31 protein-coding genes and 2 pseudogenes are annotated in these 26,875 nt (G+C 59.3%); 11 read left to right on the top strand and 22 right to left on the bottom strand.

Features of this window, described 5'->3' with window-relative positions; translation table 11 throughout:
• Window positions 1-51: 51 nt before the first annotated feature.
• The 3 genes from ACYVHK_RS03215 to ACYVHK_RS03205 all read left to right on the top strand — a co-directional run bounded on the left by ACYVHK_RS03215 (window position 52) and on the right by ACYVHK_RS03205 (window position 1,742).
• Window positions 52-591, top strand: coding sequence for a hemerythrin domain-containing protein (locus ACYVHK_RS03215; protein ID WP_460527523.1), 540 nt, complete (start codon window positions 52-54; stop codon window positions 589-591).
• 191 nt (window positions 592-782) lie between these two features.
• Window positions 783-1,265 carry a hypothetical protein gene (locus ACYVHK_RS03210; RefSeq protein WP_460527521.1) on the top strand — a complete coding sequence of 161 codons (483 nt, stop codon included), beginning with the start codon at window positions 783-785 and terminating at the stop codon, window positions 1,263-1,265.
• A 201-nt stretch (window positions 1,266-1,466) separates the two neighbouring features.
• Window positions 1,467-1,742: a hypothetical protein gene (locus ACYVHK_RS03205; RefSeq protein WP_460527519.1), complete on the top strand. Its 276-nt coding sequence runs from the start codon at window positions 1,467-1,469 to the stop codon at window positions 1,740-1,742.
• A 124-nt stretch (window positions 1,743-1,866) separates the two neighbouring features.
• On the opposite strand, the gene ACYVHK_RS03200 is transcribed toward ACYVHK_RS03205, so the two are convergent.
• The 3 genes from ACYVHK_RS03200 to ACYVHK_RS03190 form a co-directional block, all read right to left on the bottom strand.
• Window positions 1,867-2,370 (bottom strand): hypothetical protein, encoded by a 504-nt coding sequence (locus ACYVHK_RS03200; RefSeq protein ID WP_460527517.1) that lies wholly within the window; start codon window positions 2,368-2,370, stop codon window positions 1,867-1,869.
• 72 nt (window positions 2,371-2,442) lie between these two features.
• Window positions 2,443-2,811, bottom strand: coding sequence for a hypothetical protein (locus ACYVHK_RS03195; protein WP_460527515.1), 369 nt, complete (start codon window positions 2,809-2,811; stop codon window positions 2,443-2,445).
• Between the two features lie 73 nt (window positions 2,812-2,884).
• Window positions 2,885-3,073, bottom strand: coding sequence for a DUF3008 family protein (locus ACYVHK_RS03190; protein ID WP_460527513.1), 189 nt, complete (start codon window positions 3,071-3,073; stop codon window positions 2,885-2,887).
• Between the two features lie 272 nt (window positions 3,074-3,345).
• Here ACYVHK_RS03190 and ACYVHK_RS03185 point away from each other — a divergent pair, with 272 nt between their 5' ends.
• The 3 genes and pseudogenes from ACYVHK_RS03185 to ACYVHK_RS03175 all read left to right on the top strand — a co-directional run bounded on the left by ACYVHK_RS03185 (window position 3,346) and on the right by ACYVHK_RS03175 (window position 5,245).
• Entirely contained in the window at window positions 3,346-3,624 is a 279-nt protein-coding gene (locus tag ACYVHK_RS03185; protein WP_460527511.1) for a hypothetical protein, read from the top strand.
• Window positions 3,625-3,928: 304 nt separating this feature from the next.
• Window positions 3,929-4,699 (top strand): annotated as a pseudogene (locus ACYVHK_RS03180) (PAS domain-containing protein); the annotation flags it as partial.
• On the top strand, window positions 4,685-5,245 hold the full coding sequence (locus ACYVHK_RS03175; RefSeq protein WP_460528347.1) for a methyl-accepting chemotaxis protein: 561 nt from the start codon (window positions 4,685-4,687) through the stop codon (window positions 5,243-5,245). The pseudogene ACYVHK_RS03180 and the gene ACYVHK_RS03175, both read left to right, overlap by 15 nt.
• A 200-nt stretch (window positions 5,246-5,445) precedes the next feature.
• Here the strand turns inward: ACYVHK_RS03175 and ACYVHK_RS03170 are convergent, their stop codons facing one another.
• The gene (locus tag ACYVHK_RS03170) at window positions 5,446-5,790 is read right to left on the bottom strand and encodes a hypothetical protein (RefSeq protein ID WP_460527509.1); all 345 of its coding nucleotides are present in this window, start codon (window positions 5,788-5,790) and stop codon (window positions 5,446-5,448) included.
• Between the two features lie 512 nt (window positions 5,791-6,302).
• Here ACYVHK_RS03170 and ACYVHK_RS03165 point away from each other — a divergent pair.
• Window positions 6,303-6,506, top strand: a complete 204-nt coding sequence (locus ACYVHK_RS03165; RefSeq protein WP_460527507.1) for a cold-shock protein — start codon at window positions 6,303-6,305, stop codon at window positions 6,504-6,506.
• Window positions 6,507-6,613: 107 nt separating this feature from the next.
• Here ACYVHK_RS03165 and ACYVHK_RS03160 read toward each other — a convergent pair whose 3' ends face one another.
• On the bottom strand, window positions 6,614-7,360 hold the full coding sequence (locus ACYVHK_RS03160; protein WP_460527505.1) for a substrate-binding periplasmic protein: 747 nt from the start codon (window positions 7,358-7,360) through the stop codon (window positions 6,614-6,616).
• Between the two features lie 265 nt (window positions 7,361-7,625).
• Here ACYVHK_RS03160 and ACYVHK_RS03155 point away from each other — a divergent pair, with 265 nt between their 5' ends.
• From ACYVHK_RS03155 to ACYVHK_RS03145, 3 genes are all read left to right on the top strand, one after another.
• Complete coding sequence (locus ACYVHK_RS03155; protein ID WP_460527503.1) at window positions 7,626-8,069, top strand: SRPBCC family protein; 444 nt, start codon at window positions 7,626-7,628, stop codon at window positions 8,067-8,069.
• 157 nt (window positions 8,070-8,226) lie between these two features.
• Entirely contained in the window at window positions 8,227-8,382 is a 156-nt protein-coding gene (locus ACYVHK_RS03150; RefSeq protein WP_460527501.1) for a DUF2256 domain-containing protein, read from the top strand.
• Window positions 8,379-9,905, top strand: a complete 1,527-nt coding sequence (locus ACYVHK_RS03145; protein ID WP_460527499.1) for a cryptochrome/photolyase family protein — start codon at window positions 8,379-8,381, stop codon at window positions 9,903-9,905. The genes ACYVHK_RS03150 and ACYVHK_RS03145 overlap by 4 nt, the downstream gene beginning before the upstream one ends.
• Before the next feature lie 91 nt (window positions 9,906-9,996).
• On the opposite strand, the gene ACYVHK_RS03140 is transcribed toward ACYVHK_RS03145, so the two are convergent.
• Window positions 9,997-10,785, bottom strand: coding sequence for an EAL domain-containing protein (locus ACYVHK_RS03140; protein ID WP_460527497.1), 789 nt, complete (start codon window positions 10,783-10,785; stop codon window positions 9,997-9,999).
• A 1,238-nt stretch (window positions 10,786-12,023) separates the two neighbouring features.
• On the opposite strand from ACYVHK_RS03140, the gene ACYVHK_RS03135 reads away from it, so the two are divergent.
• Entirely contained in the window at window positions 12,024-12,782 is a 759-nt protein-coding gene (locus ACYVHK_RS03135) for a Crp/Fnr family transcriptional regulator (protein ID WP_460527495.1), read from the top strand.
• Between the two features lie 136 nt (window positions 12,783-12,918).
• Here the strand turns inward: ACYVHK_RS03135 and ACYVHK_RS03130 are convergent, their stop codons facing one another.
• The 16 genes and pseudogenes from ACYVHK_RS03130 to ACYVHK_RS03055 form a co-directional block, all read right to left on the bottom strand.
• Window positions 12,919-13,377 (bottom strand): hypothetical protein, encoded by a 459-nt coding sequence (locus ACYVHK_RS03130; RefSeq protein WP_460527494.1) that lies wholly within the window; start codon window positions 13,375-13,377, stop codon window positions 12,919-12,921.
• Window positions 13,378-13,433: 56 nt separating this feature from the next.
• Window positions 13,434-14,060 carry a DUF2306 domain-containing protein gene (locus ACYVHK_RS03125; RefSeq protein ID WP_460527492.1) on the bottom strand — a complete coding sequence of 209 codons (627 nt, stop codon included), beginning with the start codon at window positions 14,058-14,060 and terminating at the stop codon, window positions 13,434-13,436.
• A gap of 412 nt (window positions 14,061-14,472) precedes the next feature.
• The gene (locus ACYVHK_RS03120; RefSeq protein ID WP_460527491.1) at window positions 14,473-16,170 is read right to left on the bottom strand and encodes a copper-translocating P-type ATPase; all 1,698 of its coding nucleotides are present in this window, start codon (window positions 16,168-16,170) and stop codon (window positions 14,473-14,475) included.
• An 18-nt stretch (window positions 16,171-16,188) separates the two neighbouring features.
• On the bottom strand, window positions 16,189-16,659 hold the full coding sequence (locus ACYVHK_RS03115) for a heavy metal-binding domain-containing protein (protein ID WP_460528345.1): 471 nt from the start codon (window positions 16,657-16,659) through the stop codon (window positions 16,189-16,191).
• Between the two features lie 6 nt (window positions 16,660-16,665).
• Window positions 16,666-16,890: pseudogene (locus ACYVHK_RS03110) on the bottom strand (heavy metal-binding domain-containing protein); the annotation flags it as partial.
• 99 nt (window positions 16,891-16,989) lie between these two features.
• On the bottom strand, window positions 16,990-17,268 hold the full coding sequence (locus ACYVHK_RS03105; RefSeq protein WP_460527490.1) for a DUF5676 family membrane protein: 279 nt from the start codon (window positions 17,266-17,268) through the stop codon (window positions 16,990-16,992).
• An 11-nt stretch (window positions 17,269-17,279) separates the two neighbouring features.
• Complete coding sequence (locus ACYVHK_RS03100) at window positions 17,280-17,927, bottom strand: methyltransferase family protein (protein WP_460527488.1); 648 nt, start codon at window positions 17,925-17,927, stop codon at window positions 17,280-17,282.
• Window positions 17,924-18,154, bottom strand: a complete 231-nt coding sequence (locus ACYVHK_RS03095; protein WP_460527486.1) for a DUF2933 domain-containing protein — start codon at window positions 18,152-18,154, stop codon at window positions 17,924-17,926. Before ACYVHK_RS03095 ends, ACYVHK_RS03100 begins: the two co-directional genes overlap by 4 nt.
• 43 nt (window positions 18,155-18,197) lie before the next feature.
• Entirely contained in the window at window positions 18,198-19,691 is a 1,494-nt protein-coding gene (locus ACYVHK_RS03090; protein WP_460527484.1) for a multicopper oxidase family protein, read from the bottom strand.
• A gap of 4 nt (window positions 19,692-19,695) precedes the next feature.
• Entirely contained in the window at window positions 19,696-20,127 is a 432-nt protein-coding gene (locus ACYVHK_RS03085) for a hypothetical protein (protein WP_460527482.1), read from the bottom strand.
• Window positions 20,128-20,246: 119 nt separating this feature from the next.
• A complete protein-coding gene (locus ACYVHK_RS03080) occupies window positions 20,247-20,630 on the bottom strand; it encodes a hypothetical protein (protein ID WP_460527480.1) in 384 nt (127 codons plus the stop codon).
• Window positions 20,631-20,713: 83 nt separating this feature from the next.
• Window positions 20,714-21,715: a YVTN family beta-propeller repeat protein gene (locus tag ACYVHK_RS03075; protein ID WP_460527478.1), complete on the bottom strand. Its 1,002-nt coding sequence runs from the start codon at window positions 21,713-21,715 to the stop codon at window positions 20,714-20,716.
• A 106-nt stretch (window positions 21,716-21,821) separates the two neighbouring features.
• On the bottom strand, window positions 21,822-22,259 hold the full coding sequence (locus tag ACYVHK_RS03070; RefSeq protein WP_460527476.1) for a YybH family protein: 438 nt from the start codon (window positions 22,257-22,259) through the stop codon (window positions 21,822-21,824).
• Window positions 22,260-22,270: 11 nt separating this feature from the next.
• On the bottom strand, window positions 22,271-22,639 hold the full coding sequence (locus tag ACYVHK_RS03065; protein ID WP_460527474.1) for a hypothetical protein: 369 nt from the start codon (window positions 22,637-22,639) through the stop codon (window positions 22,271-22,273).
• 28 nt (window positions 22,640-22,667) lie between these two features.
• Window positions 22,668-25,766 carry an efflux RND transporter permease subunit gene (locus tag ACYVHK_RS03060; protein ID WP_460527472.1) on the bottom strand — a complete coding sequence of 1,033 codons (3,099 nt, stop codon included), beginning with the start codon at window positions 25,764-25,766 and terminating at the stop codon, window positions 22,668-22,670.
• A 10-nt stretch (window positions 25,767-25,776) separates the two neighbouring features.
• The gene (locus ACYVHK_RS03055) at window positions 25,777-26,865 is read right to left on the bottom strand and encodes an efflux RND transporter periplasmic adaptor subunit (protein WP_460527470.1); all 1,089 of its coding nucleotides are present in this window, start codon (window positions 26,863-26,865) and stop codon (window positions 25,777-25,779) included.
• Window positions 26,866-26,875: the final 10 nt, after the last annotated feature.

Genomic DNA, 26,875 nt, shown 5'->3' with positions numbered 1-26,875 from the left:
GCGGCACGCGGTTTGCTGCTGGGCAGTATGCGTCTTAGCGGGAGCATCGCCATGCCCAGACCCGGAAAATCCGACCGACGATCGAACCAGCAGCAGAGCCGCGCTGCGTTCCTTTCCCTCATCAAGAATGGTAACGACCGACTCTTGCGCTCCTTTGCCGAACTGAGGGCACTGGATCGCGAGGCCGCACCTGCAAAGTGTGAATCACTGGTCAAACAGGTCTGCGATGAATTGACCGTGCTGGGGCGTATCGAAACCGCCTTGCTCTACCCTGCGGCTCGCGAGTTGGTGCTCGATGAACAGCAGATCAACGTCCTTGCCCTAGAGCACCAGTATTTCAACCGCCTCGTCGAAGAATTGCGCCGCATACCGATCGACGACCCTCGCTGGGTCGCCACCGTGCGGGTGCTGGGCGATTATGTCGGCCAGCACATTGCCATTGAGGAACGCGGCATTCTCAACAAGCTCGGCGGCATGGAGCTTGATTGGCACACCTTGCTGCAACATACCTTGCACATGCAAGGGCACGCTCCGAGACGCATGCCTCAACCCCGGCACGACCCCGCCGCCCTGCAGCGCGAACATTCGTAGTCTTTATCCTGGCGACGGGTAAAAAGTGCAAACCGCCAGCCCCCTTCAGCCGGACATCCGCATAAACAAAGGGCCAGCCCTCGCTGGCCCGCCCCTTGCTGAGCGCTATGGCCGCAGCCCGTATCCGGACAGGCATACCAAGCGGGGTCGATGCTCCGCACAAGACCGAGCTGCACCGGAGGATCCGAACCATGTTGAACAGCGTACTGAATTTTCTTGCGCTACCTAGCTATGAGCACTCCTCGCAGGCACTGCTACTTCGGCTCCAGTTGGGCCGTGGTGCCCTGGTAACCAGTTGGAACCAGGGCCAGCTTGCGTTCCTGCGGCACGTGCTGCGCAGGTATGAGCAGCACCTCTATACCCACTGCCTGTTCCACCCGATCGAAGCCATCGCACATGCCATCGCTGCCGGCTCGGCTTACCCCGCCTATCCCATGCCGATCAATGACGATGCTACCGATGTCGTTGCCGTGGAAGACATCGTCACGCGCATTGGCGTAGACCATCAGCTCTCCCTCTGCATACAGGGCCGCAATGACGACAAGGAACACCGTGCAGTATTCAGCCCGGAGCAGGCGGCGCGCTTGCTGTTCTATATCGAGTCGGATGGTATCGACATGATCGATCCCGCCCGAGCCATTCCCACGATGGCGATGCCCGCGAGACTGTGCTGAGCGAGTAGCCACGTTTGCCACTTCAGTTGGCCAATACCCTTCTTTGCTCAAGGCCATGGCCAACAACAGGCACGTCGCCTCCCGACGACACGCCGGCTCGCCATCCCGGCCTATCTATCGGACGACCACCGGTTGCCTGAGCCACACGCACCGTTCAAGTCGCTCCCCCATCTCACCAAGCCGGGCCCACAGGAGGACTGCATGCTGATTCCGCAAGAAGGACAGATTTTTGAAGCAACCCAGGGGCAGCCTGGCTATCGCATTTCCATCGTTGAACTGAAATTCTTCGCCGACGATTGCTTCCTGGTCAGCTACACCGAACACGGCAAGGAATTCGACATGAGCCGGCCCGTCATCGAACTCGACCATCAGGAGTGGCAAGCCCTGTCTGAAGGACTGGGCCTGCAGCACGTCTCGGGGGACATGCTGCTGGAACGGAATATGGCGACAGCCCCGGCATCCGAGCCGCCGCGATAGTCATCTGGCTGGAGTACGAAAACCAGTACTCGAAAACAAGGGGAGGCAAAACCTCCCCTTGTGATTGGCGGGCGGGCTGATCGGCATCAACCGATGAGCGACGCATAAACTCAGACGACCTGGATCAATATTGCCAACGCCGGGCTCGCTCCCAAGCCGCCAGTGCGGCTTGCCGGCCTTCCTGCCAGGGCAAGGGATGATCGCCCTCCCGGACACGTTCATATTCGATACGCAAACGATCCTCTGCCTGGACAAAGCTCTGCTCTGGCCAGAGCAGACGACCCAGATGGCCTATCCGGTAAGCGCGGGCAAAGCGCTCGTAGCCCCCCAGATGGCTATAGGGTTGCTGGTGGTGAGAGGCTCGCCAGTAGGCATCCTCATCGGACGGGTGAAACAAGCTGGCGCGCTCCAGCAACCACCCCGTCAACCCACCGAGTATCAGCCCGCTGCCCAGCACCAGCACCGTGCCCAACGGCCCCAATGTGGCCTCCAGAACGGCAAAGGCAGAGATACCCAGACCGAAGCCGGCAACAACCCCGACGAGGACACCCAGGCAGGTAGCCGTCGTCGGCGGTTCATCCGGAAGCCCGTTAAGCGGTCGGGCCGGTTTATGCAGCGTCAATTGCATGATCCATCCTCCTATATGCCCCCGCGCTCGTCATCCGCTTCCTCTGCGCAGGTGTTTGATGGTTTGAGTCCATCATGGTGCGGCAGTTCTCTTGGCCGCCAAATGGTCAGTCCTTGGCGACTGTCGGCTCGCGGCGACATCTGCCGACACACTGGGCGTGGTCAGATCGGCAAAGGTCGGCCCAGCCTGACCGGCAGGCGCATCCAGCGCTAGCACGACAGCAGCAATGATCAAGGCGAGCAGGAAAAAGCCGTACAAGGGCTGCATCTGTTCCTCCCTCCGCCTGTCGATAACGAGCTGAAACGGACTCAAGTCATGACTCGCAAGTCCCGTGCCAAGCCGATGACTGCCCGGCATTCCTGCATTAAGAAAAACCACGCCCCGCCATGCAGGATTTACATCGCCAAGGCCGGAGGAGAGGCCGCCCCAAGTCGACAGCATGATGCTGATGCGCGCGTCCGGGCAGACGACTCCGGCAGCCCAGGCTCGCGATGCGCTGAAGTAACGCAATGGGCTAATGCTTGGTGACGTGTTCTGGCTTGCCTTTACGCTTGGTCGAGGCCAGCTCGTCGAGCTCCTTTTCCGTCATGGACTCATACATCTCCTTCGATGCTCCCTTCAGCTCCCTCACCTTGGTCTTCCCTCGCTTGGCAGAGAGCGCTGCACCCGCAGCCTTTTGCTGGGCTTGAGATTTGGCCGGCATGATGAACCTCCTGTTTGGGTGGGTTAAGCATGTCGCTCCAGGACGACAGGATCGACACCCCCGTGCCTGCAAACCCCGTTCCCTCCCAACAGTGCACGCCGTCAGGAGAAGGCAGGAATTTTTCTTGCTGTACCCGAATGCCGTACCCCCCCGCACAAAGCGCGTTGGCCTTCGCTACCACGCCAAGGTCGGCCGGGATGAACCTATTTCCTGCCGCATAGTCACTTTCCTTATCTGCCCCCGTAACCGGAATAACAGGTGATCAACAAGCCATGACCAGCAGAACAAGCCATTACGACCCCACTACCGCCGCCGAGGCTCGTATCGCCCTGGAAGCCCTGTTCGGTGGGGCATCACTACCCTCTCCCAGCGCACCCACCCTGCCCCTGGAAGGCAAGAGTCTGATCGCCGCCAAGCTGGCGAGTGGTAACGCGCTATCCAGCAAGGTGGAGCGACTGCGCCGCAAGCGCGAGGCCCTGGCCGAAGTCCGGCGTGCCGCTGCGGCGGCCGGCTTTACCCTGGAGGAAATCCGCGAAGCCTTGCCAGGCTGACGGCACCCGTTGCGAATGCCGTCCCCCGGGCATAGCTGAGGTCGTATCAATCCACCGCCAGAGGCATCGGGTCGCCCTGATCGGCGGAGAGGGTGTTCCGGCTGTCCATAAGCACCGTCCAACACACCTTGATTTATCAGATTGACCAGCAAAACCAAGGGGACCTGTCCTATACATTCAGATGTTCACCGGTGCGGCACACAAGTGCTGTGCTAGCGACCTGGTAGAACAAAGAACAACGGTTTGCCCGCCGGGGTAACGGCCATGGATAGACCGGACAAATCACCCATGCGGAGGAGATTTCATGTTTAACCAGCGCTTGAAGCAGGAGTTGGCCCTTCTGCGTGAAGAAATCTCTTCGGTCGAACAAGTCAGGAGCAGCCTCAACGATGAAATGCTCTGCGTTTATCTGGACCCGCAGGGCAAGATCGAAACCGTCAATGCGATGTTCCAGAAAGAGATGCACTACCGCAGTGACGAGCTGGTGGGGCGTAACATTGTTGAGTTGGTACCCAGCAATCTGCGGGGAACTGATTTCTACAACCGGCTACAGCAGGCCGTCTCCAAGGGAGAACATCTGAGTGGCGCGCTACGATTGCTACGAGGTAACGGCAAGGAAGCCTGGCTGCGTTCCATATTGCAGCCCATCCGTAGCGGGAACGGCCGCCTGCAACGCTTTTCAATGTTTGCCAACGATCTGACCCGTACCATCGAATCCTCATGCGAGCATGAAAACCTGATCAAGGCGCTGCAGCGCTCTACGGCAGTCATCGAATTCAACCTGGAGGGTGAAGTACTGGCCGCCAATGATCGCTTCCTGCGATCCATGGGCTATACGCTCGACCGTATCAAGGGCAAGCACCACCGGCTCTTTTGCGAACCCGACGAATACAACTCACCGCAATACAAGCAGTTCTGGGACAAGCTCAGGCGCGGCGAATTCGTGGCGGATCGATTCAAGCGTGTCGACGCCCACGGCAACTTAGTCTGGCTGGAAGCCTCCTACAATCCCATCATCGACGCGCAGGGCCAGCTGTATAAAGTAGTCAAGTTCGCCACGGTGATCACCGATCAGGTCAATCGCGAGCTAGCCATAGCGGATGCCGCGGATATCGCCTTCAGTACCTCGCAACAGACTGATAACAGCGCCCAGCGCGGCGCCGGTGTCGTGAAGCAGACTGTGACCGTCATGCGTGAACTAGCCAAGCATATGCAGGAAGCGGCCGAGCGTATCGAGGCCTTGGACAAGCAATCGCAGGTGATCGGCTCCATTATTGCCAGCATCAGCGGCATTGCCGATCAGACGAATCTGCTCGCCCTCAATGCCGCCATTGAGGCTGCCCGCGCGGGTGAACAAGGGCGCGGTTTTGCCGTCGTCGCCGACGAGGTCCGGCAACTGGCATCGCGCACCACTGCGGCTACACAGGAAATCATCGGGGTCGTACATCAGAATCAGAAATTGGCCGAGCAGGCGGTCGCCGTGATCGACTCCGGCAGGCAACAAGCCGAGCACGGTTTGAATCTCGCAGGGGAAGCAGGAGAGGTCATCATCGAGATCCAGGACGGCGCCAAACGCGTGGTCAGTGCGGTAGGACAATTCTCCAACCAATTGGCTGGTTGATTTCCCCCGATCAGCAGAACCGCATCACATTGCGCGTCGGACAAGCCTTACCGCTCACTTGCGAGGCGGTACGGGAACCGGTGGCAGATCCTTGAACGGATCAGCCGGTGGCACGGCGCCAGGATCGCTTGGGTCCGGCACCGGCGGGACACCACCGTACGGTAGGTGTGAAGCGCACAAGTCCATGGTAGCGCCGCAACTCAATGGCGCGTGAGCGCCCTGGTGTCTGCGTAAACCGGGGGGGTATGGCGCGAGAAGGCTTTTTCCAGTTTGAAGCGCAGTTGTACCAGATCAATCTGCTCGACCGTTGCCAATGCTTCCGGCGCATCAAGCTTGGCCTCCGGATGCTGGCCGAAATAGCGCATGCTTGCCGCCAGCAAGCGGGTGGATTGCACCGGTAAGGAACTGACCAGCACAAGGGCAGCAACCCGGAAGACATGCGCTTCCATCGCGTCCTGTGCGTCGACGACACTCTCCTCACCAGCGCGGACACAGCGCTCAAGCTGGTGATCTCCCAGTACCTGGGGACGATGCTGCGAACCCATTACCTATACCTCAGCGCATGATCGTCCAGACACTATAGGCTGCATTAAGCCTTGACCGGAGGCCGCAGGGCGGCTCATCTCCAGCTGCCGCAACGGCAATGGCTTGTGCAGGCCGGTTCCGGGCAGATTCGACGCCCGGTGTAAATAATCACACTGTGTACCGCCAACCTCAGCCCTGCCTGTCGGGATATCCCACCAGCGGGAGGTATCAGCGCCTGTCCGCCGGGTGGGCGCCTGATCCTGCGGTGGAAAATGACAGCCTTGATGGCCCTGACACCCGCCTATAAAAGGCCTTTTGGCCGAAATAAAGAAAATGCCAAATGATTTAAATGAATTTATGTGTTGACTTGAAAAAACACCCTGCGTATAACTTGTCCGGCAAGATCTTCAAGTAGAAAATAGTTAGTTACCCAGTGCGTCTAGTCAACATTCTTTCGTGCTCGTTCCGTTCTCGATTCCTTGAATTTCATGCAATCCGGGCAATTGCCCCAATTTGCAAAAAGGTATGAAAAATGGAAAACGGTACCGTAAAGTGGTTCAATGACGCCAAGGGCTTTGGTTTTATTACTCCGGAAGATGGCAGCAAGGATTTGTTCGCCCATTTCTCCGAAATCCGCTCGGAAGGCTTCAAGTCGCTCGCGGAAGGCCAAAAGGTCACTTACGTTGCAGGCGTTGGCCCCAAGGGCCCGCAAGCCACGAACATCCAGGCTGCGTAATTTTAAATTACCGGTTTGATGAAAGAGCCCCGTTGATACGGGGCTTTTTTATTGCCATTTCCATTTCAAAGTACTTGAAAACATCAAAATACCATCGCAGGCAGTTGCTATTCAGGCGGACGGCGCTTGAGTATGGCGCCCACAATGCCCTCCTTTGTGATCAGTTTCAGGCCCCGATTAAAATCCTCTACCTTTTGCTTGGCATCCGAATATTTGCGGGAAAAGGCGTTGAAATAATCCACTTCCGATAAAGGCGGTGACAGCATTTCGAGCTGCAGCAAATCCTGCGGATAGGACACAACCACCGTATTGAGCACCACGCCTCGTTTCTCCAGCATCAAATCGATGCTACCGGCCCGCAACTTGCGGATATTCATGTCGTAGTCGGCAATTGGCTGCTTCTTGAGGTAATTCGCACTTTCAAACTCGGCCGGATACACGCCGCCCACGATGGTACCTATCGTATAGGGCCGCAGGTCCGTTAAACCCTCGTACTTGATCTTGGTACGCTTGAGCTTGAAGAACACCAGTGCAGAACCGCCAATCCGCTCGGTGTACTGCATACTCTTGGCTCTTTCGGGACGATACTGCGCCCCAAGCAAGGCTTCACGCTTTCCATCCATCACCGCAGTCAATGCGTCATTCCAGGACATGTACTGGACATCGACCGCATAGCCCACGCGCTCCAGCGCAGCCCGCGTGATCTCGACCAGGAAACCACCGCGCTTTTCCGCGTCAGTCACGAAACGGACAGTTTGGTTGCTCCCAGCGACCGCTACGCCATCTGCCGCACAGAGCAGCAATATCGCCATGCAGCGCGTGAGTACGCGTCGGTTCATGAAGGAGGACGGCATGTACCCGCCTAGGGCAGATGTGACGATATCTTGGCTATAAGACATCAGCGGCACATGTTCAGTCACCGCCTTTGCCCGAGCAAGCTGCAGCGTGGCAAAGGATTCTCAATCGCCACGCTCAAGGGCATGATGGCGCACACTCCCTTGTTCAAGCTTCAGGGGTTTGAATGAAATCGCCAAACTGGTGAATATCACCGGATCATCGCCCAATCATGGCGAAACCGGTAAATGCGGGGAGCCACGCGCTTTCAGCCGGAGATTATGCATGAACGACCATACCCCTAACCCCAACATCCTGCAGACCGAACGCATCCTTCCCTACCCGCCGGATGCCATCTATGCCGCCTTTGCTGATCCAGACCGGCTGGCGACATGGTGGGGACCGAATGGCTTCACGAACACCTTTGACGTCTTTGACTTCAAGGTGGGTGGGAACTGGCAATTTACGATGCACGGACCAGACGGGGCCAACTACTGGAACGAAAGCGTGTTCCGCGAGCTTGAGCCCGGTAGCAAGTTCGTCATACAGCATCTTTCCGCACCGCATTTCACGCTGTCCGTATCGCTCCTACCTGACGATGAGGGTACCCGTATCCTGTGGATTCAAGCATTTGAGGACCCCAAGGTTGTAGCGGCTATCCGGCACATTGTTGAGCCTGCCAATGAGCAGAATCTCGATCGGCTGCATGCGAACCTGTCTGGCTTATAATTTAAACCTGACTTTAACTTAAAGAAAAATTAAATATCTCAGACACCATGAATCGACTCAGGCTGACCCGCGCATGCCAAAGCGTGCTTCCTGATTTTTGCGAGTAAATCAGTTTCGCAGACGCCGGCGTGCAAAAGGCCCGTAGAGACTCATTACGATGACCCACCATAAACTCAACCTGCCGGAAAAGCTGTGCGCCGTCTGTGGCAGGCCTTTTGCCTGGCGCAAGAAATGGGCGCGAGACTGGGATCAGGTGCGCTATTGCTCGGATCGCTGTCGACGCGCTCGCCAAGAAAAAGGCACGCCTACATGACCATCCTGAGACTGATACTGGGTGACCAACTTAACGCATCCCACCCCTGGTTTCGTGAACTGCGCGATGATGTGGTCTACGTGATGATGGAAGTACGTAGCGAGACAGACTATGTCCGCCACCACGCGCAAAAGGTACTCGCACTTTTTGCGGCCATGCGCAGGTTCGCCGAGGCACTGGGTAAAGCCGGGCATAGGGTGCATTACATCCGGATTAGCGATCCTGAAAATCGTCAGGACTTCTCCGCCAATATGGCGGGGCTGATTTCACAGTTTGGTGTAAGTACGTGGGCACGGCAGCAGGCAGATGAATGGCGGGTTGAAGCCAATCTCAATGCCACACAAGCGACGCTGGGCCTACCTTGTGAGGTAGTGGACTCCGCCCACTTTCTCGCAGACCGAGCCACGCTGGCAGAGAGTTTCTCCCCCACAGTGCCGCGCATGGAGTATTTTTACCGGGAGATGCGGAAGCGACATGGCATCTTGGTAGATGAACGACGCCAGCCCCTGGGTGGCCGCTGGAATTTCGATAGCGAGAACCGCGCTCGCTGGACAGGCGACCCACCAGCAGCGGAATGGCCCTGGGTAGCGCATGATCTGCGTGAACTATGGGCGGAGTTGCAGGCGGCAGGCGTTGCCACCCTTGGTCACCCCAATGCGGCGGCGTTGACATGGCCGCTGACGCGCCGTGAAGCCAGAGCGGGGCTAGCCCATTTCATCGCATGGGGACTACCGCACTTCGGTCGGTACCAGGATGCCATGAGCAGCGCTTCCGGTACGCTTTTTCACTCGGGCTTGAGCTTTGCACTGAATACCAAGATGCTGCACCCCCGCGAGGTGATTGACGCGGCAGTAGCCGCTTATCATGCCAGCACAGCACCGCTGGCCAGTGTGGAGGGATTTGTCCGGCAGATTCTGGGTTGGCGGGAGTATGTGCGGGGCGTCTACTGGGCCAAGATGCCAGGCTATGCCGGCCTGAATGCCCTAGCCGCAGAGCGCCCCCTGCCCGAGTGGTTCTGGACCGGCAACACCAACATGGCCTGCCTGCGCGCGACTATCGGCCAATCACTACAAACTGCCTACGCCCATCATATTCAGCGATTGATGATCACGGGGAATTTCGCCTTGCTGGCAGGCTGCTCGCCAGACGAGGTGGATGCCTGGTACCTGGGCATCTACATCGATGCATTCGAGTGGGTCGAGATGCCCAATACTCGTGGGATGAGCCAATATGCCGATGGTGGGATCGTGGGCAGCAAACCCTATGCCGCGGGTGCGAACTACATCCAGCGGCAGTCCGACTACTGTGCAGGTTGCCAGTATCAACCCAAGCAGCGAGTGGGCACCAATGCCTGCCCTTTCAACGCACTTTATTGGGACTTCCTGGCACGGCACCAGGAACGATTCCAGCATAATCCGAGAATGGGTATCCCCTTGAGTGGCTGGAACCGGCTCGCCAAGGACGATCAAGCCACTGTCCGGGAACAAGCGGCCTATTACCTCGCCCGTATTGACCAGCTATGATTATCCCACCTCGCGAGGCACTTCAAGCCTTGTGCTATAGACCATGGACAAGATCGAAATCTGAAACTGGCCGTGTTTACTGTCGACGCGTTCAGATCTCGCCCTGCGGCGAGGGCATCAACGGTAAGACAGCCACTGCCGGCCTCGCGAACAAGTATCCCTGAAAATAGCGAACACCCATGCTTCTGAGCATGTCGCACTCGGCCTGGGTTTCGATGCCCTCGGCAATAATCGTAATGCCCAAGCGTTGCGCGACGAGCAGAACGCCCGCCACAATCGCCTGCCTGATACCGTCCGCATCAATACTACGGGTCAACTCCATATCCAGTTTAAGGACCTGGGGCTGGAAGGTGGCAAGCAGGTTGAGCCCTGAATACCCTGAGCCGAAATCATCAATCGCCGTCGTAAACCCCTGGCGCCTGTACTCGGCGAAGATATTCTTGAGATGCTGCGCATCGCTGATGCGCTCCCCCTCTGTTACCTCGAACATCAACCTGTCAGCGGGGAAGCCAAAGCGCTGACTCGCCTCAAGCGTTGCCCGTATGCACGTTTCCGGTCGATAGACGGCATTAGGAAGAAAATTGATGCTGAGCTTGCAATCCGGGAGGTGATGTAGCCCTAGCGTAGTCGCCAGTTCAATCGCCTTGACGCGGCACGCTTGATCGAATTGATAGCGATTAGCATCGGTCACCTGGGACAGTATGTATCCCGCTCCCTCCCCGCCCGTCCCCCGAACGAGTGCTTCATAGGCGTAGGGCAAGCCCGTCTCGATATCCAGGATAGGCTGAAACGCCATGGTAAATTCGAAGCCTAGCCCGTCTAGTTTCCTGCAATCGTTGCAGCCAACAGCGTGAAACGGCGTAGCAAAGTGGGTTCCCATACGATATTGCTCCCATAACTACGGTGGGTAGATCACGGCAACTACCACGGCATAAACAAACTGACTCCCCGGGATTATAGAAGAACTAGTTAACCCCTCGGCGAATGCCTATCGAGAGCGGCCATTCAAAGATTCGGGATCGTCACGCCGACAAGCCAACGAGACGCGAAGCATTAAAACAAATGCCACCTTTCGCAGTACGAGTTCGAACTCAGTCGTTTTCCCTGCAGATAGAACAACCGCTCAGGCCAATGCCTACCGGAGCGTGACCATCTAATATATTCCCCCTCGGACTTAATTGAACTGCTGCGCAAGGGGGATCGCTGGTGCCGAGTGTCAATCTCAACCGCGATACTGCGTCCTTCCGCATTCGTGTATGGACTATCGACGCCGTACGGTCACAGCCCGATGCAGACTTTCAGCCCACCCTACGCTGCATTACCGATAAGGTGCGAAGCTTTTGTGCCCAGCTTGGCAAAACTGGAATCACTGCGCCTCGGCGCGGCGCGTACCGTCGCGCCGGTTTGTAAAATTCGGCGATCCGTGGAATGAAGCCTTGCAGGTTTGCTTCCACAAGATTGGTCAGCACAATGATGGCCAGACCATCATCCGGACAGAGAATGAACGCCGCGCGAGCGCCGTCCGTGACGGCCAGCTGCCATGTGGGGATCTATTGCAGCACTGGCCCACCGGCAGCCCTGGTGCCGCCTGCACCGCTATTGAGCTTTTCGAGACCCACATACTCTCCAAGCCGGACTTGCTGAACAGCCGACCGCTCGACAAGGCCATGACCCACTGTGCCACTTCCTTTGTGGTCGTGAGCATTCCCCCGGGATGGCGGAGCAGGTGCAAATTTGCCGGATCTGTGCGCTAGCGTACGGAACCTCATGGAGAGATTCGGAATAATCCAACCAGTATCGATGACTGCCGCGGACAATGTTGAAAAGCAGCCCCTGTTGATGCACTTATAACGTCCATAAGCGTGTATTGACCAACATACGGACCGCCCCCGAGATTGGAAATTCGCTAACTAATTTCGATCGTTCAACAGTGAGGTCAGAGCGCAAGGCCGCCAGAGACAAGTTCGCCACTGGCCCGGGCCGAGACAATGTTGCGGTCATCACGATGACGCGGCGTCATCCATTTGACGGGCGGAGAGGAATGACAGGCCGTCAACCGTGCCGAAACGGCCTAGCCCTACTTATCACTTCAAATCCAGGTAATCGGTGATCTAACAAATGCCAAACGAAAAAAAAGATCAACCTCCCGACCCGAGGCAGAACTTCATACTTGCTGCACTTCCCAAAAAAGACCTCGAACGTTTGCTACCTGATTTGCAACTCGTCGACATGCCTTTGGGATGGACCATGTCTGAGTCGGGCGATCATGTGAATTACCTCCACTTTCCGGTCTCCGGCATCGTCTCGCTGATCTATGTACTGGAAGACGGCTCATCCAGCGAGGTCGCGCTGGTTGGGAACGAGGGTCTGGTCGGTGTATCCATTTTCATGGGCGGAGAAAGCATGCCCAGCAGTACCGAAGTGCAGTGTGCAGGCGCTGCCTACCGTCTCAGTCGCAAAATCATGAAAGAAGAATTTTCGCTTGGAGGAAAGCTCCAGCACTTAGCCCTACTTTATACGCAGGCATTGATCTCACAAACGTCGCAAACTGCGGTGTGCAATCAGCACCACTCCATTGAGCAAAGGCTGTGCCGCTGGCTGCTCATGAGCATGGACCGCTTGCAAGACGTCGAAGTTGTGATTACACAGGAAATGATCGCCAACTTGCTCGGCGTGCGTCGTGAAAGCATTAGCGAAGCGGTGGGCGAGCTTCAAAGAGACGGCGCCATCAGAAAAACCCGTGGGCGACTCAGTATATTGGACCGACCCAATCTCGAGTTGCGCGTGTGTGAGTGCTATTCCGTCGTACAGCAGGAATATGACCGATTACTGCCGTATGGCACCTCCTCCCCCGCACCGCTGAATCACCCCGCCTAACACAAACAATACAAATCCCCGCCAGCTTAAGAATCCACAGGCTTTCTGCTTGCCCCAAGAGGCCCGAGCTCGTATCTAGGCGCTCAGGCTCGTCAACGTCAAGGTAGCGCCGCTGACAGCGGTTTACTAAGCATGATTATGGCTGGGCCGGCACGGCTTCAATGCTCATGCATAAGGCTTCCGCGATCGAGAGATCTGCTTCCTTATCGAAGTAAACCGATACCTGAACGTGACCGACATCGGAAAAGGCAAAGGCGTACAAGGCTGCCACTCTCTTGTCGTCAGCTTCCTCATTAAGCCGATAGCTGTAGTGAGAAGTGCTCTGGCTTCGGCTTTCCTTTTCATCGAAGGCTTCGGATGATCTTCTGGCTCTGAGTGCACTGAGCCGGGTATCAACGGATTCGCCTTTGGGGTTGTCCCAGATGAGGATCCACGCAGTGATACCCGGCCGCCAAAAAACAAGGCTGCTGTTTTCAAACCGGCGATTGAACGGCACGGACGGCGCAATCGACCACTCCGTGGTCATCTCGTCTCGCCCCTCAACGACCGGATAGCCCGGGTTCAGAACCGGTTTCTTCTTAAAGATGTTGAACAATACTTTTCCTCGTCCTAACAATGGCTTATGCAAATATCAAAGCTCTTATATTGCCATCACACATGAATTTTTCTGATTACAAAACCTGTCCCCAATTGCCCCGACCGGATAAACCATTCGGCGATAAGCAGATTGAGAACCCAACCGATCCAGGAAATCACAGGGTAAGCGACCACCATCGGAAAACCTGCCATCTGGCTTAGCGGCAAATACAGACGGAATGTCACGGATGCAAACGTCAGTGCGTAGCTACGCATCATCCATGCTCGGTGGGCGCTCACATTACCCCGCCGAATTTCGCAGTACGCCATCAATGTACTACCCATCCAGAGCAAGGCAAGCAAACCAAACCCTAAATGCGCCGTGGCGCCGCCAGGTGACTGCTGCACTAGCAACAGCCCACCAGCTCCAGCCACGACGACTGCCATGCAATACAAACGCCCAAGCCAGCGATGTACGCCAATAAAGCGGGTCCGAAGCAGCATATTGAACTGAAGCGCACCGGTCGCGAGCGCGATCACGCCACCGATAAAATGGCTGTACGTGGTGATACGCAGCTCTGCAAAGAGCGCACGGATGGGTATGGGGCGAAGCGCCGGCACGCATAGCATGACGCTAACGTATGCCGCAGCACCCAGCGCAAATAAGGTCATACCCAGCCAGGCAAACGCCTTCTTGGTCATCCACGAAACCTCGGTGCTTTTGAACATTGGGATCGGGTCTTGTAATTTGCATCAACGAGTAACTGACCAACCAAACTAGCACAAACGACAAAAAACCCGCCTAGTCAGCAACTAGGCGGGTTTTTTGTTTACCCCAGCAAGCTGGAGCATATGTCTGGTGCCGGGGTCGGACTCACATCATCACATCGAAATCGTTTCTGTGCCTAGAGATTATCCGATTCGATTTTTGATGTTACCCCCAAAGTTACCCCCATCATTCAAACCTTGTGCCGCCATTGTGTAGCTCAACCGTAAGCGACTGCTTATCGGCCAAAGCCGCCACTCAGCATTGAGCGGATATGTGACTGCTTACAGGTATCAATCGGACGCTAGGGATAACCTTGGTTGGCTGGTGATGGCAACCCGGCGCCCACTACCTTCGCAAACGCAATGCATTACCCACCACCGACACCGAACTGAGGCTCATCGCCAGCGCTGCGATCATCGGTGACAGCAGCCAGCCGGTGAACGGATACAGCAGTCCAGCGGCGATGGGCACGCCCAACGCGTTGTAGAGCAGTGCGAACAACAGGTTCTGCCGCATATTGGCGACTGTGGCGACCGAGATTGCGCGTGCGGCAGCAATACCACGTAGGTCACCCTTCACCAGGGTAAGCTGGGCGCTGTGCATGGCGACATCGGTACCGGTGCCCATGGCGATGCCGACATCGGCGCGGGCAAGGGCCGGGGCGTCGTTGATGCCGTCGCCGGCCATGGCCACTATCTTGCCTTCACCCTGCAGCCGCGCCACCAAGGCCAGCTTGTCGGCGGGTTTCACCTCACCATGCACTTCGCTGATACCCAGTTGCTTGGCAACCGCACGGGCAGTCGTCAAACCGTCACCCGTTGCCATTACCACCGTGATGCCGGCGGCCTGCAAATCAATCAACGCAGCAGCAGTGCTGGACTTGACTGGGTCTGATACTGCCAATACACCAGCCAGCTGGCCATCAACTGCCAGCTGAATGACGCTTGCACCGTGCTGGCGCAAGGCTTCAGACGCTTCACCAAGCGCATCGAGCGGTACGCCCAGCTGTTCCATGAACGCCCGGTTACCCAGTGCCAGCTGGCGCCCGTCCACCTTGCCATGCACACCGATACCGCTGGCTGACTCGAAATCAGTCACGGCGGCCAAGGTCAGTCCCTGGCGGCGGGCTGCCTTGACGATCGCGTCGGCCAGCGGGTGCTCGCTGCCTTGGTCGAGACTGGCGGCAAGACGCAGAATTTCGGTTTCCGTCCAGCCGTCTACCGCTACAGCTCGCTCGAAGCAGGGCCGACCTTCGGTCAGGGTGCCGGTCTTGTCCACCACCAGGGTATTGATACGCCGCAGATGCTCGATGGCTGCTGCGTCACGAAACAGCACCCCCTGGCTTGCGGCATTTCCGGTGGCGACCATGATGGACATTGGCGTTGCCAGGCCCAAGGCGCAGGGGCAGGCGATGATCAAAACCGCCACCGCATTCAGTAGGCCATACAGCCAGCTAGGCTGTGGGCCAAACAGACCCCAAGCAAACAAGGTGACGATGGCAATACTGACCACGCCGACCACGAAGTAACCGGCGACCACATCGGCCATCCGCTGCATCGGTGCCTTGGAGCGCTGGGCCGCGGCCACCATCTGTACGATCTGCGCTAGCACCGTCTGACCACCAACCTGTTCGGCCCGCATGGTCAGCGCGCCGCTGCTGTTCAGAGTGGCGCCGATTAGCTTGTCGCCGGCAGCTTTGACCACTGGCAGCGGTTCACCTGTGAGCATTGACTCATCGACGGCGCTGCTGCCTTCCAGTACCACGCCATCAACCGGCACCTTCTCGCCGGGGCGCACACGCAGGCGATCGCCAACCTGGACTTCGGCCAGCGGCACGTCCTCGTCGCTGCCATCGTCACGTACCCGCCGTGCTGTCTTCGGCGCCAAGCCCAACAGGGCCTTGATGGCCGCCGAGGTTTGCGAGCGGGCCCGCAGTTCCAGCATTTGGCCCAGCAAGGTCAGCGAGATGATGACGTCAGCTGCCTCAAAATAGACGCCAACCCGACCCATGCTCTGGAATGTGGCCGGAAAGATGCCCGGCACCAAGGTTGCTGCCAGGCTTTAGACAAAGGCTGCGCTGGTACCGAGGCCGATCAGCGTCCACATATTCGGGCTGCGCTGGACGATGGATTGCGCCCCGCGGATGAAAAACGGCTGGCCGGCCCATAGCACCACTGGCAGGGACAGAAACAGCTCGACCCAGGTCTGTGTACCCATGGCAAACAGACCCAACTTATGCCCGAACATGGCCAGTGCGGTAACCACCACCGTCAGCGGCAGCGTCCACCAGAAGCGGCGGCTGAAGTCGCGCAGCTCATGGTTTTCCTCGTCATCCGCGGTCGGCAGGATAGGCTCCAGCGTCATTCCGCACTTGGGGCAGCTGCCGGGATGGTCCTGGCGTATTTCAGGGTGCATCGGGCAGGTGTAGATCGTGCCAGGCGTTACCGGCTTGGCGAGCGGCGGCACGGCTGCCGGGTGCTGATCATGCCCGCCATGGTGCGCGTGATGGTGGCCAAGCTGGCTTGACGGCACCAAGGCCATACCGCATTGGGGACATGCTCCAGGCTGATCCTGGCGGATTTCCGGATGCATCGGGCAGGTGTAGGTCGCATCCTCCGTAACCGGTGCAGCGGGCACATGAGCATGCATATGCTCCATATGCGGTGCATGACTGTGTCCTTGTTTAAGCTGCTCGACAGGCACCAGTGCCATACCGCACTTGGGGCAACTGGCAGGCTGGTTTGCCCTTACTTCAGGGTGCATCGGACAGGAGTATTCGCCTCCCTCCAATGGCTGCGGCATATCAGGTACTGCTGGGTGATGGTGCTCGTGGTGGCTATGCATATCGCTCATCGCAAGCTCCTAGCTGTCTTTGCCCTGCAAGCAGCGGTGCAGCCAGGCAAACAGTGAACCGACCAGAAAACCCCACACGGCAAGCACGACCAGTGGCCCGAGGAAGGTCAGCAAGGTAAAAGCCGCTGGTGTACGCCCGGCCAGTAGCTGGAAGTCGAGACCATGAAACAGGGCATTGAGGAAAGCGATACCTTGCTCCGGCCACAGCGCGTAAAGAGCCGCGCAGACGGCATAGGAAACGGCCATGGTGATGGACAACGCCAAGCCGGTTTTGCAGGGTGTGGCCATGCTGATCTCCTTTATGCGGCGCCGTCGCCGAAGCGTGGCCAGAAAGCTGGTGTCCGTTGGCGATAGGCCAGATAGGCATCACCGAACTGCTCGACCATGTCGGCTTCCTCGCGCTTGGCCAGTTGGGCGTATACGGCAACCAGGACAGGGAACAACACCAAGGTAATCAGCGTCGGCCACTGCAGCAGGAAGCCGAACATGATGATCACGAAACCGTCGTACTGGGGGTGGCGAATGCGGGCATAGGGTCCGGTCATTGCCAGCCGCCCACTGGTTTGCGCCTTGTAGAGCTTGTCCCAGGCTGCAGCCAGCAGCCAGAATCCGCCAAAGATGAACAGATTGCTCAGCAGGTGGAAGGGGCCGAGGTGCGGATTCAGCCGCCAGCCAAACATGACCTCCAGCAAATGGCCGCTGTCATGGGTCAGGAAGTCGATGCCAGGGAAATGCTGGCTCAGCCACGGCAGCAACAGGTAGATGGTCAGCGGGAAGCCATACATCTCGGTAAACAGTGCCACCAGAAAGCCCGAGAACATGCCGAAGGAGCGCCAGTCGCGGGCCGTCTTCGGCTTGACGAAGCTGAAGGCAAAGATGATGAAGATCGCCGAGTTGATGACCACCAGCGACCACAGACCATAGGCAGAGCTATCACCGTGACTCATGGCCGATCCTCCTCATCTTGGCTCGACCGTGAAGGGTCGTGGTGGTGATGGTGGTGACCATGCCCGTGATGCATGAACAGATGCATCAGCGGGCAGGCCGCCAGCAGCAGGTAAGGTAAAGCACCCAGCACATGGGCGGTGTGCTCGGTCAGCAGGAAAAATGCCGCAATCACTACAAAACCCCAGAACACCCAGCGATGCCGGTTCGGCGGTGGATCATGTTGCATGGTCTTCTCCTTGCGGTTGAGGCGGGGACGGCCCCGCGCCCGGTCAAACCACTTTCAGCATGCCCATCATGCCGGCCGCCTCGTGCTCCAGAATGTGGCAATGGAACATCCGTAGACCCCGCCAGTGCTGGACGGTCTTGATGCGCACCGTTTCGCCGGCACGCAGGTTGACGATGTCGTGCCACGCGCGGAACGGTGCCGGTGTGACTTTGCCATCCATTTCGCGCTCGACCACCTGGAACTGTGTGCCGTGCAGATGGAAGGGGTGGTCCATATCAGCGTTGTTAACCAGCTCCCATAGCTCGACCTCGTCGACACGACTGGTCAGATCGACGCGCTTCATGTCGAAGGACTTGCCGTTCACCAGAAAACCCATCCGGTGCTGGCCTCCGGCCATGCTCATGGTTTCGCTGAACACCACCTGCTTGTGCACCTTGACGGGGCCAAGGTCGGCAATATCAGCCAGCTTGGCCGGCAGTGCCGGCAGGTTCGCGCCGGTCACCGCTCCAAAGTCCACCGTGAGCAGGGGCATAACCTGCTCGGGTGGCACCACACCCATCTTGCCGCGCTGGTAGATAGCAGCGACCAGTTCGACCCGGTCGCGGCGGCTCCCGGCATCGACCACCAGTTCGGCTCGCTGTCCCGGTGCCAGCAGATACTCGTCTAGGCCAGCCTGTGGCGCCTCCAGCAGGCCGCCGTCGGTACCGACCAGCGTCAGCGTACTGCCCGGCAGGGTCAGCCGCAGGTAGCGGGCGCTGCAGGCATTCCATACCCGCCAGCGTTCGCGACCAGCGGAGTGAAATGCCAGCGTGGGCTGGCGCTGCGCGTTCACCAGGGCGAACTGGCCTTCCCGGCCATTCATCAGGTCATTGTCATCGCTGGGGGCGATGGCGGCGCGGTCATCTAGCTTCAGATCGGAAACCACAAGCAGTCGCTCCGGCACGCCGGCCAGTGGGTCTTGCCGACTACGCACCAGCAGCGCCCCCGCCAAGCCGCGGAAGGCCTGCTCCGCCGTATAGTGATGCGGGTGCGGGTGGTACCAGTAGGTACCGGCACTGCCCTCGGGCAGGCGGAAGCGATAGGTGCGTTTGCCGCCGGGCTTTACCAGATCCCATGGATTACCGTCCTGCTCGGGCGGTATCGGCAGACCGTGCCAGTGGATGGTAGACGGTTGTTTGAGCCGGTTGATGAAGGTGATCTCTACCTCGTCGCCCTCGTATACCTCGATCAGCGGGCCGGGCAAGCCGCCGTTGTAGGCCCAGAAGGTGGTTGGCCGCTCGCCAGGTATCAGCGAAACGGCTACCGGAGCTGCGGTGAGCGTGGCCTGAAATTGGCCTGCCCGAGTAGCGCGATTCACCAGCCTAGGTAAATCACGCAAGGGGTCGCCGCCCGGCAGACGATCGGCAGCCAGTAGACGGACCTTGCTGGCTATGGCCATATTCATGCCACCCATGCCCGCCATATCAGCAGCCCTGGTCAGCACCGGGGAACCCAGCCCGGCGATGGCCAGGCTTTGCAGAAATCGACGTCGATCCACCTGCTTACTCCTTCTTGTCCATCGGCATCGCCATCATCGACGACTGCTGGTCCATCATCTGCATCATCATGTCCATCATGCCCATGCCACCGGCCTTATCGCCGGCCATGCCCATATTCATGTCCGAACCCTTGGCCATGCCCATGCAGCCCTTGCCGCTGTGCATGTCTCGCATCATGACCATGCTGTCCTTCATCGCGTGCATGCCTTCCATCATGGCCATCTGCCGCTCGGCTGGGGTTTTGGCGGCGGTCAGTTTGTCGCGGGCGGCCTGCAGTTTCTGCATCTGCTCGCTCGCGGCTTTAGCGGACGGCTTGCTGGCCTTGGCTGTTTTGGCCGGCTTGGCGTCGTCCTTGTGGTGTTCTTCATTGGCGGGTACGACCAGGGCGGTACAAGCAAGCGCAGCAGCGACAATCCATTGCACGGACGTTTTCATGGTGATCTCCAAATGTCGTTAATGAAGGCGGTACGGGGAAAGCAGGATCGAGTCGCCACGGCCAACGGCTGTGACGGCTGTGACGGCGCAGCGCGGTTAAGGCACGCAGGCCTGGGCGGCTAATGGTTGAAGCGAACGAACAGCAGGCGCGCTGCCGGATCGGGCGGCGCAAACAGGCGTGGGAAGCGCCTGGGGGGAATAGCATGGTTGCCCAGTGCGAGCAGAAGTAGAAGGGGCAAGACCAGCAACATGACCCATGCGCTTGGATTCGGTAGTGCCGAACCAGCCGAAGGCGTCACCGTCGCCTTGACCTGTGCGCAGTGCTGGGCACACAGCGCATCGGCACTGCTGGCATGGTCGTGCTGGATTGTGACTTGCAGCACCTCATGGCCAGTGCCTTCATCGGCAAAGCAACCCTGCACCGTCATCAGCACGAACGCCGCCACCCAAGCCAGCAAGGCTAGGCGGGACAGTATGGGCAGGTGACGGCGTAAGCGCCGCATGGCGTTGCTCCAGTCAGCGAGATTTCAGTTTAGTCATTTATGCGAACAGCGTTGAATTCCAGCACGCATAGTCGGCGCCCTCATCATGGCGCCTGGTAGCTGATGCCGTTGGGGCCGGCACCAACACGATGACTGGCAACAACCCGATGGCTGGCGGTGTCGATCACCGAAAAGCTGCCGTCCTCGATATTACTGACGAAGGCATAGGCACCGTCGCTGCTCATCGCCACCCCATGCGCGCCCTTGCCGGTGGTGATAGCGGCAAGCACCTTGCCAGCGACAGGATCGATTACTGACACCCTGTCGTCGGGCTGCTTGGCGCTGCCCTGATTGGCCACAAACACCTGCCTGCCATCGGGCGTGGCGTACATCTGGATCGGCATACGGCCGACCGCTACCTTGCCGACCAGCTTGCGCTTCGCCGTATCAATTAGGCCAAGCTTGTTCTCGCCACTCAGCGACACATAAGCCTGCTTGCCGTCGGGCGCGAAGCCAACCTGCACCGGAGCCCTGCCGACCGTGATGCGGCCGGTTTCCTGCAGGCTGGCGACATCAATCACCGATACCGCCTTGGCCTTCATGTCCGCCACATACAGCATGCTGCCGTCGGGGCTCAGCCGGATGCCGTGCGGAAAGGCGCCGGTGGCCACCTGACCGATTTCCTTCTGCGCTTCCAGATCGAACACCCGCACAACGCTTGCTGCTGAATCCGTGACGAAGGCGCGCTTGCCCGCCAGATCGGTAACCACGTGGGCCGGATGCTCACCCGCTGGCAGGGCGAAGGCCGGCTGCGCCAGCGCATTGGTACGGAATACCAGCAATTGGCCACCGCCCATGGCATGCCCCTCATGGCCGACGTGCTGCGGCATGCCTACCACCAGCAGCCAACGGCCGTCGGGTGAAACTTGCACGTTATGCGGCGCCACCTCAACCTTGACCGTGTTGACCTTGCCATCGGCCAGTGCAACCTGGCTGATGGAGCCATCGCGCTCGTTGGCGGTATAAACCGTACCGCTCGGATCGGCGCTGACCAGGGCCGCCGCCAGCGCAATGCCGGACCACGCAAAAGGCTTGATGGACAACATGGAAACTCTCCGTGAGAGATGGTAGGGAATAGCTCCTACATTAGGCCGCCACACCACGGGCGGCCTTGATGGCCATCAAGCATTTCAGGCTTATTCCCTGCCACCATCAGGGTTTGAGTGGGTGCGACGACCAGTGCACATGGGCAATCCGCCATTCGCCATCCAGGCGCTTGAGCACCATGGTCTCGGTACCGGCGTAGCGCTTGGTCACCTTGCCCTTGCTTGCCGTGGTTTCGGTTTCCGACATCACCACCGCCATCTCGCCGGCCTCGTTTGCTTGCTGCTTCAGCACGCGGGTTTTGCTCTGCTTTGCATACGCAATATCCTCGGGCAGATGGTGGCCCGCATATTCGGCCCGCGAGCGCTCAGTCCAGCCGGATTCGTAGATCAACACCTCGGGTAGCAGCAGCGTCTCCACCGCCGCCTGGTCGCCGCGCTGCATGGCAGCATGAAACAGGTCGACTGTTTCAGCGGGTGTTGCCGCCTGAGCAGCAAACGTAGCTACGGCAGCCATCAATGCCATCAGTAATGGTGAATTGCGCATGATCTGTCCTCTCACTTGATGCTCAATCGAACCTGGTCGTCGCCCTTGCCCGGCACCGACACTTTGACGATGGCCTTGCTGCCAGGGCCAACCTTGAAACTGCCCTTAGCCGACAACTGGTTGCCAGTGGCGGGTACCAGCTTGGCATCAGCCTTGTCGCTACCGCTGAGCAGAATCACTTCGCCGCTGGCGCCCTTGGCATCCACATCCTTGTCGTGGTCGGTCAGGTAGACATCGAGGCTATCGGCCTTGGCCACCAGTTCAACCGTGATGTGCTTGCCTTCAGCAATGACGCCACCGTGCATGGGCTTCAGGTCGCCGTGGGCAAAGGCAGGGGTAATCAGGGCGGCAGCAAACAGTGCGGGGATCAGCTTGTTCATGGAAAGAGCCTTTCAGTGGGGATTCGGGTTAAAAGACGTCGTGGCTATGTTCGGCCAGCAGGGCTTCAAGCGGCTCGCGACCGTACAGCCAGAACATCAGCGGGGTCAGCAGGGTGTCTAGTACGGTCGAACTGACCAAGCCGCCGAAGATCACCACCGCGACCGGGTGCAGGATTTCCTTGCCCGGTGCATCGGCGGCGAACAGCAGTGGCACCAGGGCGAAGGCGGCAACCAGCGCAGTCATCAGCACCGGCGTCAGCCGTTCCAGCGAGCCGCGCACAATCATGGCGGTGCCGAAGGTCTCGCCCTCGAATTTGCACAGGTTGATGTAGTGGCTGATTTTAAGGATGCCGTTGCGGGTCGCGATACCGGTCAGGGTGATGAACCCAACCAGCGAGGCGACCGACAGCGAGATACCGGTCAGCCACATTGCCGCCACGCTGCCTATCAGCGCCATCGGAATGTTGCCCATAATCATCAGAGCCAACCGGTGCGAGCGATAGCGGCTGTAGAGCACCATGAAGATCAGGCCCAGCGAGATCAGCGACAGTGCGGCAATCAGCTGGGTGGCCTGCTCCTGAGCCTGGAACTGGCCTTCAAGGCTGATGAAATAGCCCTCGGGCAACTTGGTCTGAGCTATCTCGCCACGGATGCGCGCCACGATAGCGGCCATGTCGGAACCGTCGGTATTGGCGGCCAGCACAATGCGACGGCGGCTGTTCTCGCGACCAATCTGGTTGGGGCCATCGCTTTCCTCGACGCTGGCGACCAGGCTGAGTGGAATCCGGCCGTGCGGCGTATCGATGAGCACGTTGGCAAGACCCTGGGCGCTGCGCGCGGTGTCGGGTAGGCGTACCACCAGGTTGAAGCGCTTGTTGCCATCGACAATCTGCGAAACGGTATCGCCTTCGGTCAGCGTCTCCAGGGTTTTCAGCAGGGTGCCGGGCGATACGCCGTATTGGGCCGCCCGAGCATAGTCGAGCCGGACCTTGATCTGCGGAATCAGCACCTGCTTTTCAATTTGCAAGTCAGTCAGCCCCGGCACCTTGGCCAAGCGGTCACGCAAGGCGGCGGCCTGGCCACGCAGGGTGTCGAGATCGTCGCCATAAAGCTTGATGGCAATCTGCGCCCGCACGCCGGATAGCAGGTGGTCAAGCCGGTGTGAAATCGGCTGGCCGATCAGGGCGGTCGCCGGTAGCGGGGCCAGCTTGGCCCGGATGTCGGCGATGATGGCTTCCCGACCGCGGCCGCTGTGTTTGAGGTCGACATCAATCTCGCTGGAGTGGACGCCCTCGGCATGTTCGTCGAGTTCGGCCCGGCCGGTTCGCCGACCGACACTTTTCACCTCGGGCACCTCGGCGATCAGCGTTTCGGCCAAGGCTCCGACCCGGTTGGATTCGGCCAGCGAGGTGCCAGGGTTGAGCAGCAGGCTGATGGTCAGTGTGCCCTCGTTAAAGGCCGGCAGAAAAGCACGCGGGAAGAACGGTACCGTCGCCACCGCCAGGGCCAGCAGCACGATGGCGGCCAGCAGAATCTGCCTTGCCCTGCTGAAAGACGCTTCCAGCAACCGTTGGTCCCAGGCCTTGAGCCTGCGCACCAGCCAGGAGTCATCATGTTCGATCTGCTTCATCCGCGGCAGCAGGAAGTAGCACATAACCGGAGTGACGGTCAGCGCCACCACCATGCTGGCCAGGATCGAAGTGATGTAGGCAACCCCGAGCGGCACGAACAGCCGGCCTTCGATACCCGGCAAGGCGAACAGTGGTACGAACACCAGTACCACAACCAGGGTGGCGACCACTACGCCAGAGCGCACCTCGTTGGAGGCGGCGGCGATAGCTTTGACGATGGCGGCAACGCCAGCCGGCTTCCTCTGCTTGAGCCGGCGCAGTACGTTCTCGACATCAACCAGCGCATCGTCGACCAGCTCGCCGATAGCGATGGCCAGACCGCCCAGCGTCATCACATTGATCGACAGCCCCATAGCCTTGAACACCAGCGCGGTGATGGCAATCGATAGCGGGATGGCGGTCAGCGAAATCAGGGTGGTGCGCACATTCATCAGGAACAGGAACAGGATCACCGCCACCATGATGGCGCCGTCGCGCAGCGCTTCCTGAACATTATCGATGGATGATTCGATGAAATCGGCCTGGCGGAACGAGATTTGCGGCTTGCTGACACCGGGTGGCAAGGTCTTAGCCAGGCCCTGCAGTGCTTCCTCGATGTCGCCGGTCAGCCGCACCGTATCGGCGCTGGGCTGCTTCTGCACGCTGACGATCACGGCGGGCTTGCCAGCAAAGCCGGCGTCACCTCGCTTGAAGGCGGCGGCGAACTTCACCTCGGCAATCTGCTTGAGCAGGATGGGCTGACCATTGCTAACCGTCACCGCCAGGCTTTGCAGGTCTTCCAGCCGGGTGGTGCGGCCCAGGTTGCGGATCAGATATTCACGGGCGTTCTGTTCCAGGAAACCGCCGCTGGTATTGCTGGAAAAGGCCTTGAGCGCGCTTTCCAGCTGCTCGAAGCTGACATTGAGCTGGGCCATGCGGGCCGGATCGGGCTCGACCCGAAACTGGCGCACCTCGCCACCAATCGGGATCACCTGAGCCACACCAGGTATCGACAGCAGCCGCGGCCGCAGCACGAAGTCGGCGTACTCGCGTACCTGCATCGGACTACTACCGGCGCCAGCCGGCAAGGCAATCAGCATGATCTCGCCCATCACCGACGAGATTGGCCCCATATTCGGATTCACCCCCGGCGGTAGCTGCTCGCGCACCTCGGCCAGCCGCTCGCCGACCAGCTGCCGGTTGCGATAGATGTCGCTGCCCCAGTCGAACTCGGCGTAGACGATGGAGAGACCGATGCCGGATACCGAGCGAACCCGGGTGACGCCCGGCATCCCGTTCAGCGCCGTTTCCAGCGGAAAGCTGACCAGTTGCTCCACTTCCTCCGGTGCCATGCCCCCGGCCTCGGTCATCACCGTCACAGTGGGCTTGTTAAGGTCGGGGAAAACATCGACCGGCATACGCCAGGCGGTCATGCCGCCATACAGCATAAGTATCAACGCGGCAGCCAGCACCAGCAGGCGGTTGCGCAGACTTTGATTGACGATCCAACTGAACATCGGTCGTCCTTCAACGTATCTGGTTGATGAGGGTGGCGCCGTCGGTCACCACCCGCGCGCCGGCTTCGATGCCGTCAGCAACTACCCGGCTGCCGTCGATAGGCGTGACCTTGACCGGCTTGGGCACGAAGCGCTCGGCGCTGACGTGCAGCCAGACGATGGCCTCGTTGGCAGGGTTACGCACCACCACTGCGGCCGGCAAGGCCACACCCTTGCGCACGGCGCGGATCTGGGCAATCACCTTTACCGGCTGGCCCAGCGCCAGATTCAACGATCCACCTTCGACCCGGAACAGTAATGGCAAGGCACCGTCACGCAGTGCACGGCTACCGCCGAGATAGCGCAGCGCGCCGCCATCGCCCGCCAGGCTGGCGCCGGCCAGATTGTCCAGCAGGGCAGCGTCGAAGGCCTGCGCCTCGATCAGCAACTGCTTGGGATCGACCACCTCGAACAATACTTCCTTGGCCTCGACCACCTGGCCAACTACGACATTGGTACTAGCGATGACACCGCTGACTGGCGCCAACAGGGCGTCGCGCCCTTCCACCCCTGCACTAACCGCTGCTAGCCGACCCTTGATACTGGCCAGCTCGGCTTCGGCCGCCTCGATCTCCTTGCGCGATACGCTGCCTTCCAGCTCGTGCAAGCGGGCCACGTTCTTTTCCGCCTGGCTATGCGCGGCACGCAATTCGGCCAGTTGCGACAGCTGGCCACTGCGCTCGGCACTACCGACAGCCGGTTTGATATAGGCCAGCAATTCACCCTTGCGCACCGTCTGGCCCGGCAGCGGCAGACCCTTGGCTCCGGCCTCGATCCGCCCGGCCAGCAGCGCCTGTACCTTGCCGCCGGCACTAGGATTCATCACGACATGACCATTCAGTTCCACTGTCTGCGGAAACTCGCCCGGCTCAGCCAAAACAGTACGCAGCGCCAGTCGCCGCTGGGCCTGCTTGGGCAGAAACACGCTGCCGTCAGGCAGCCGCTGCGGCCGGTTGCCGGCGAGCGGTTGGGTCTGCGCTGCATCGCCATGGTCATGCCCTTCATGCGCTTGGGCGCGATCGCTCAAACCGCCCAGCGCCGCCAGGCAGGCTAAAGTCATCAGGTACTGC

The sequence above is a fragment of the Chitinimonas naiadis genome (assembly GCF_054780835.1).
The sequence above is the reverse complement of the archived record's forward strand: the minus strand, read 5'-3'. Positions and strand labels throughout refer to the sequence as shown.

Coding starts and splice junctions, on each gene's coding strand:
- ACYVHK_RS03215 (WP_460527523.1), top strand. CDS start 52: ATGCCCAGACCCGGAAAATCCGACCGACGATCGAACCAGCAGCAGAGC.
- ACYVHK_RS03210 (WP_460527521.1), top strand. CDS start 783: ATGTTGAACAGCGTACTGAATTTTCTTGCGCTACCTAGCTATGAGCAC.
- ACYVHK_RS03205 (WP_460527519.1), top strand. CDS start 1,467: ATGCTGATTCCGCAAGAAGGACAGATTTTTGAAGCAACCCAGGGGCAG.
- ACYVHK_RS03200 (WP_460527517.1), bottom strand. CDS start 2,370: ATGCAATTGACGCTGCATAAACCGGCCCGACCGCTTAACGGGCTTCCG.
- ACYVHK_RS03195 (WP_460527515.1), bottom strand. CDS start 2,811: ATGCTGTCGACTTGGGGCGGCCTCTCCTCCGGCCTTGGCGATGTAAAT.
- ACYVHK_RS03190 (WP_460527513.1), bottom strand. CDS start 3,073: ATGCCGGCCAAATCTCAAGCCCAGCAAAAGGCTGCGGGTGCAGCGCTC.
- ACYVHK_RS03185 (WP_460527511.1), top strand. CDS start 3,346: ATGACCAGCAGAACAAGCCATTACGACCCCACTACCGCCGCCGAGGCT.
- ACYVHK_RS03170 (WP_460527509.1), bottom strand. CDS start 5,790: ATGGGTTCGCAGCATCGTCCCCAGGTACTGGGAGATCACCAGCTTGAG.
- ACYVHK_RS03165 (WP_460527507.1), top strand. CDS start 6,303: ATGGAAAACGGTACCGTAAAGTGGTTCAATGACGCCAAGGGCTTTGGT.
- ACYVHK_RS03160 (WP_460527505.1), bottom strand. CDS start 7,360: ATGCCGTCCTCCTTCATGAACCGACGCGTACTCACGCGCTGCATGGCG.
- ACYVHK_RS03155 (WP_460527503.1), top strand. CDS start 7,626: ATGAACGACCATACCCCTAACCCCAACATCCTGCAGACCGAACGCATC.
- ACYVHK_RS03150 (WP_460527501.1), top strand. CDS start 8,227: ATGACCCACCATAAACTCAACCTGCCGGAAAAGCTGTGCGCCGTCTGT.
- ACYVHK_RS03145 (WP_460527499.1), top strand. CDS start 8,379: ATGACCATCCTGAGACTGATACTGGGTGACCAACTTAACGCATCCCAC.
- ACYVHK_RS03140 (WP_460527497.1), bottom strand. CDS start 10,785: ATGGGAACCCACTTTGCTACGCCGTTTCACGCTGTTGGCTGCAACGAT.
- ACYVHK_RS03135 (WP_460527495.1), top strand. CDS start 12,024: ATGCCAAACGAAAAAAAAGATCAACCTCCCGACCCGAGGCAGAACTTC.
- ACYVHK_RS03125 (WP_460527492.1), bottom strand. CDS start 14,060: ATGACCAAGAAGGCGTTTGCCTGGCTGGGTATGACCTTATTTGCGCTG.
- ACYVHK_RS03105 (WP_460527490.1), bottom strand. CDS start 17,268: ATGGCCACACCCTGCAAAACCGGCTTGGCGTTGTCCATCACCATGGCC.
- ACYVHK_RS03100 (WP_460527488.1), bottom strand. CDS start 17,927: ATGAGTCACGGTGATAGCTCTGCCTATGGTCTGTGGTCGCTGGTGGTC.
- ACYVHK_RS03095 (WP_460527486.1), bottom strand. CDS start 18,154: ATGCAACATGATCCACCGCCGAACCGGCATCGCTGGGTGTTCTGGGGT.
- ACYVHK_RS03085 (WP_460527482.1), bottom strand. CDS start 20,127: ATGAAAACGTCCGTGCAATGGATTGTCGCTGCTGCGCTTGCTTGTACC.
- ACYVHK_RS03080 (WP_460527480.1), bottom strand. CDS start 20,630: ATGCGGCGCTTACGCCGTCACCTGCCCATACTGTCCCGCCTAGCCTTG.
- ACYVHK_RS03075 (WP_460527478.1), bottom strand. CDS start 21,715: ATGTTGTCCATCAAGCCTTTTGCGTGGTCCGGCATTGCGCTGGCGGCG.
- ACYVHK_RS03070 (WP_460527476.1), bottom strand. CDS start 22,259: ATGCGCAATTCACCATTACTGATGGCATTGATGGCTGCCGTAGCTACG.
- ACYVHK_RS03065 (WP_460527474.1), bottom strand. CDS start 22,639: ATGAACAAGCTGATCCCCGCACTGTTTGCTGCCGCCCTGATTACCCCT.
- ACYVHK_RS03060 (WP_460527472.1), bottom strand. CDS start 25,766: ATGTTCAGTTGGATCGTCAATCAAAGTCTGCGCAACCGCCTGCTGGTG.
- ACYVHK_RS03055 (WP_460527470.1), bottom strand. CDS start 26,865: ATGACTTTAGCCTGCCTGGCGGCGCTGGGCGGTTTGAGCGATCGCGCC.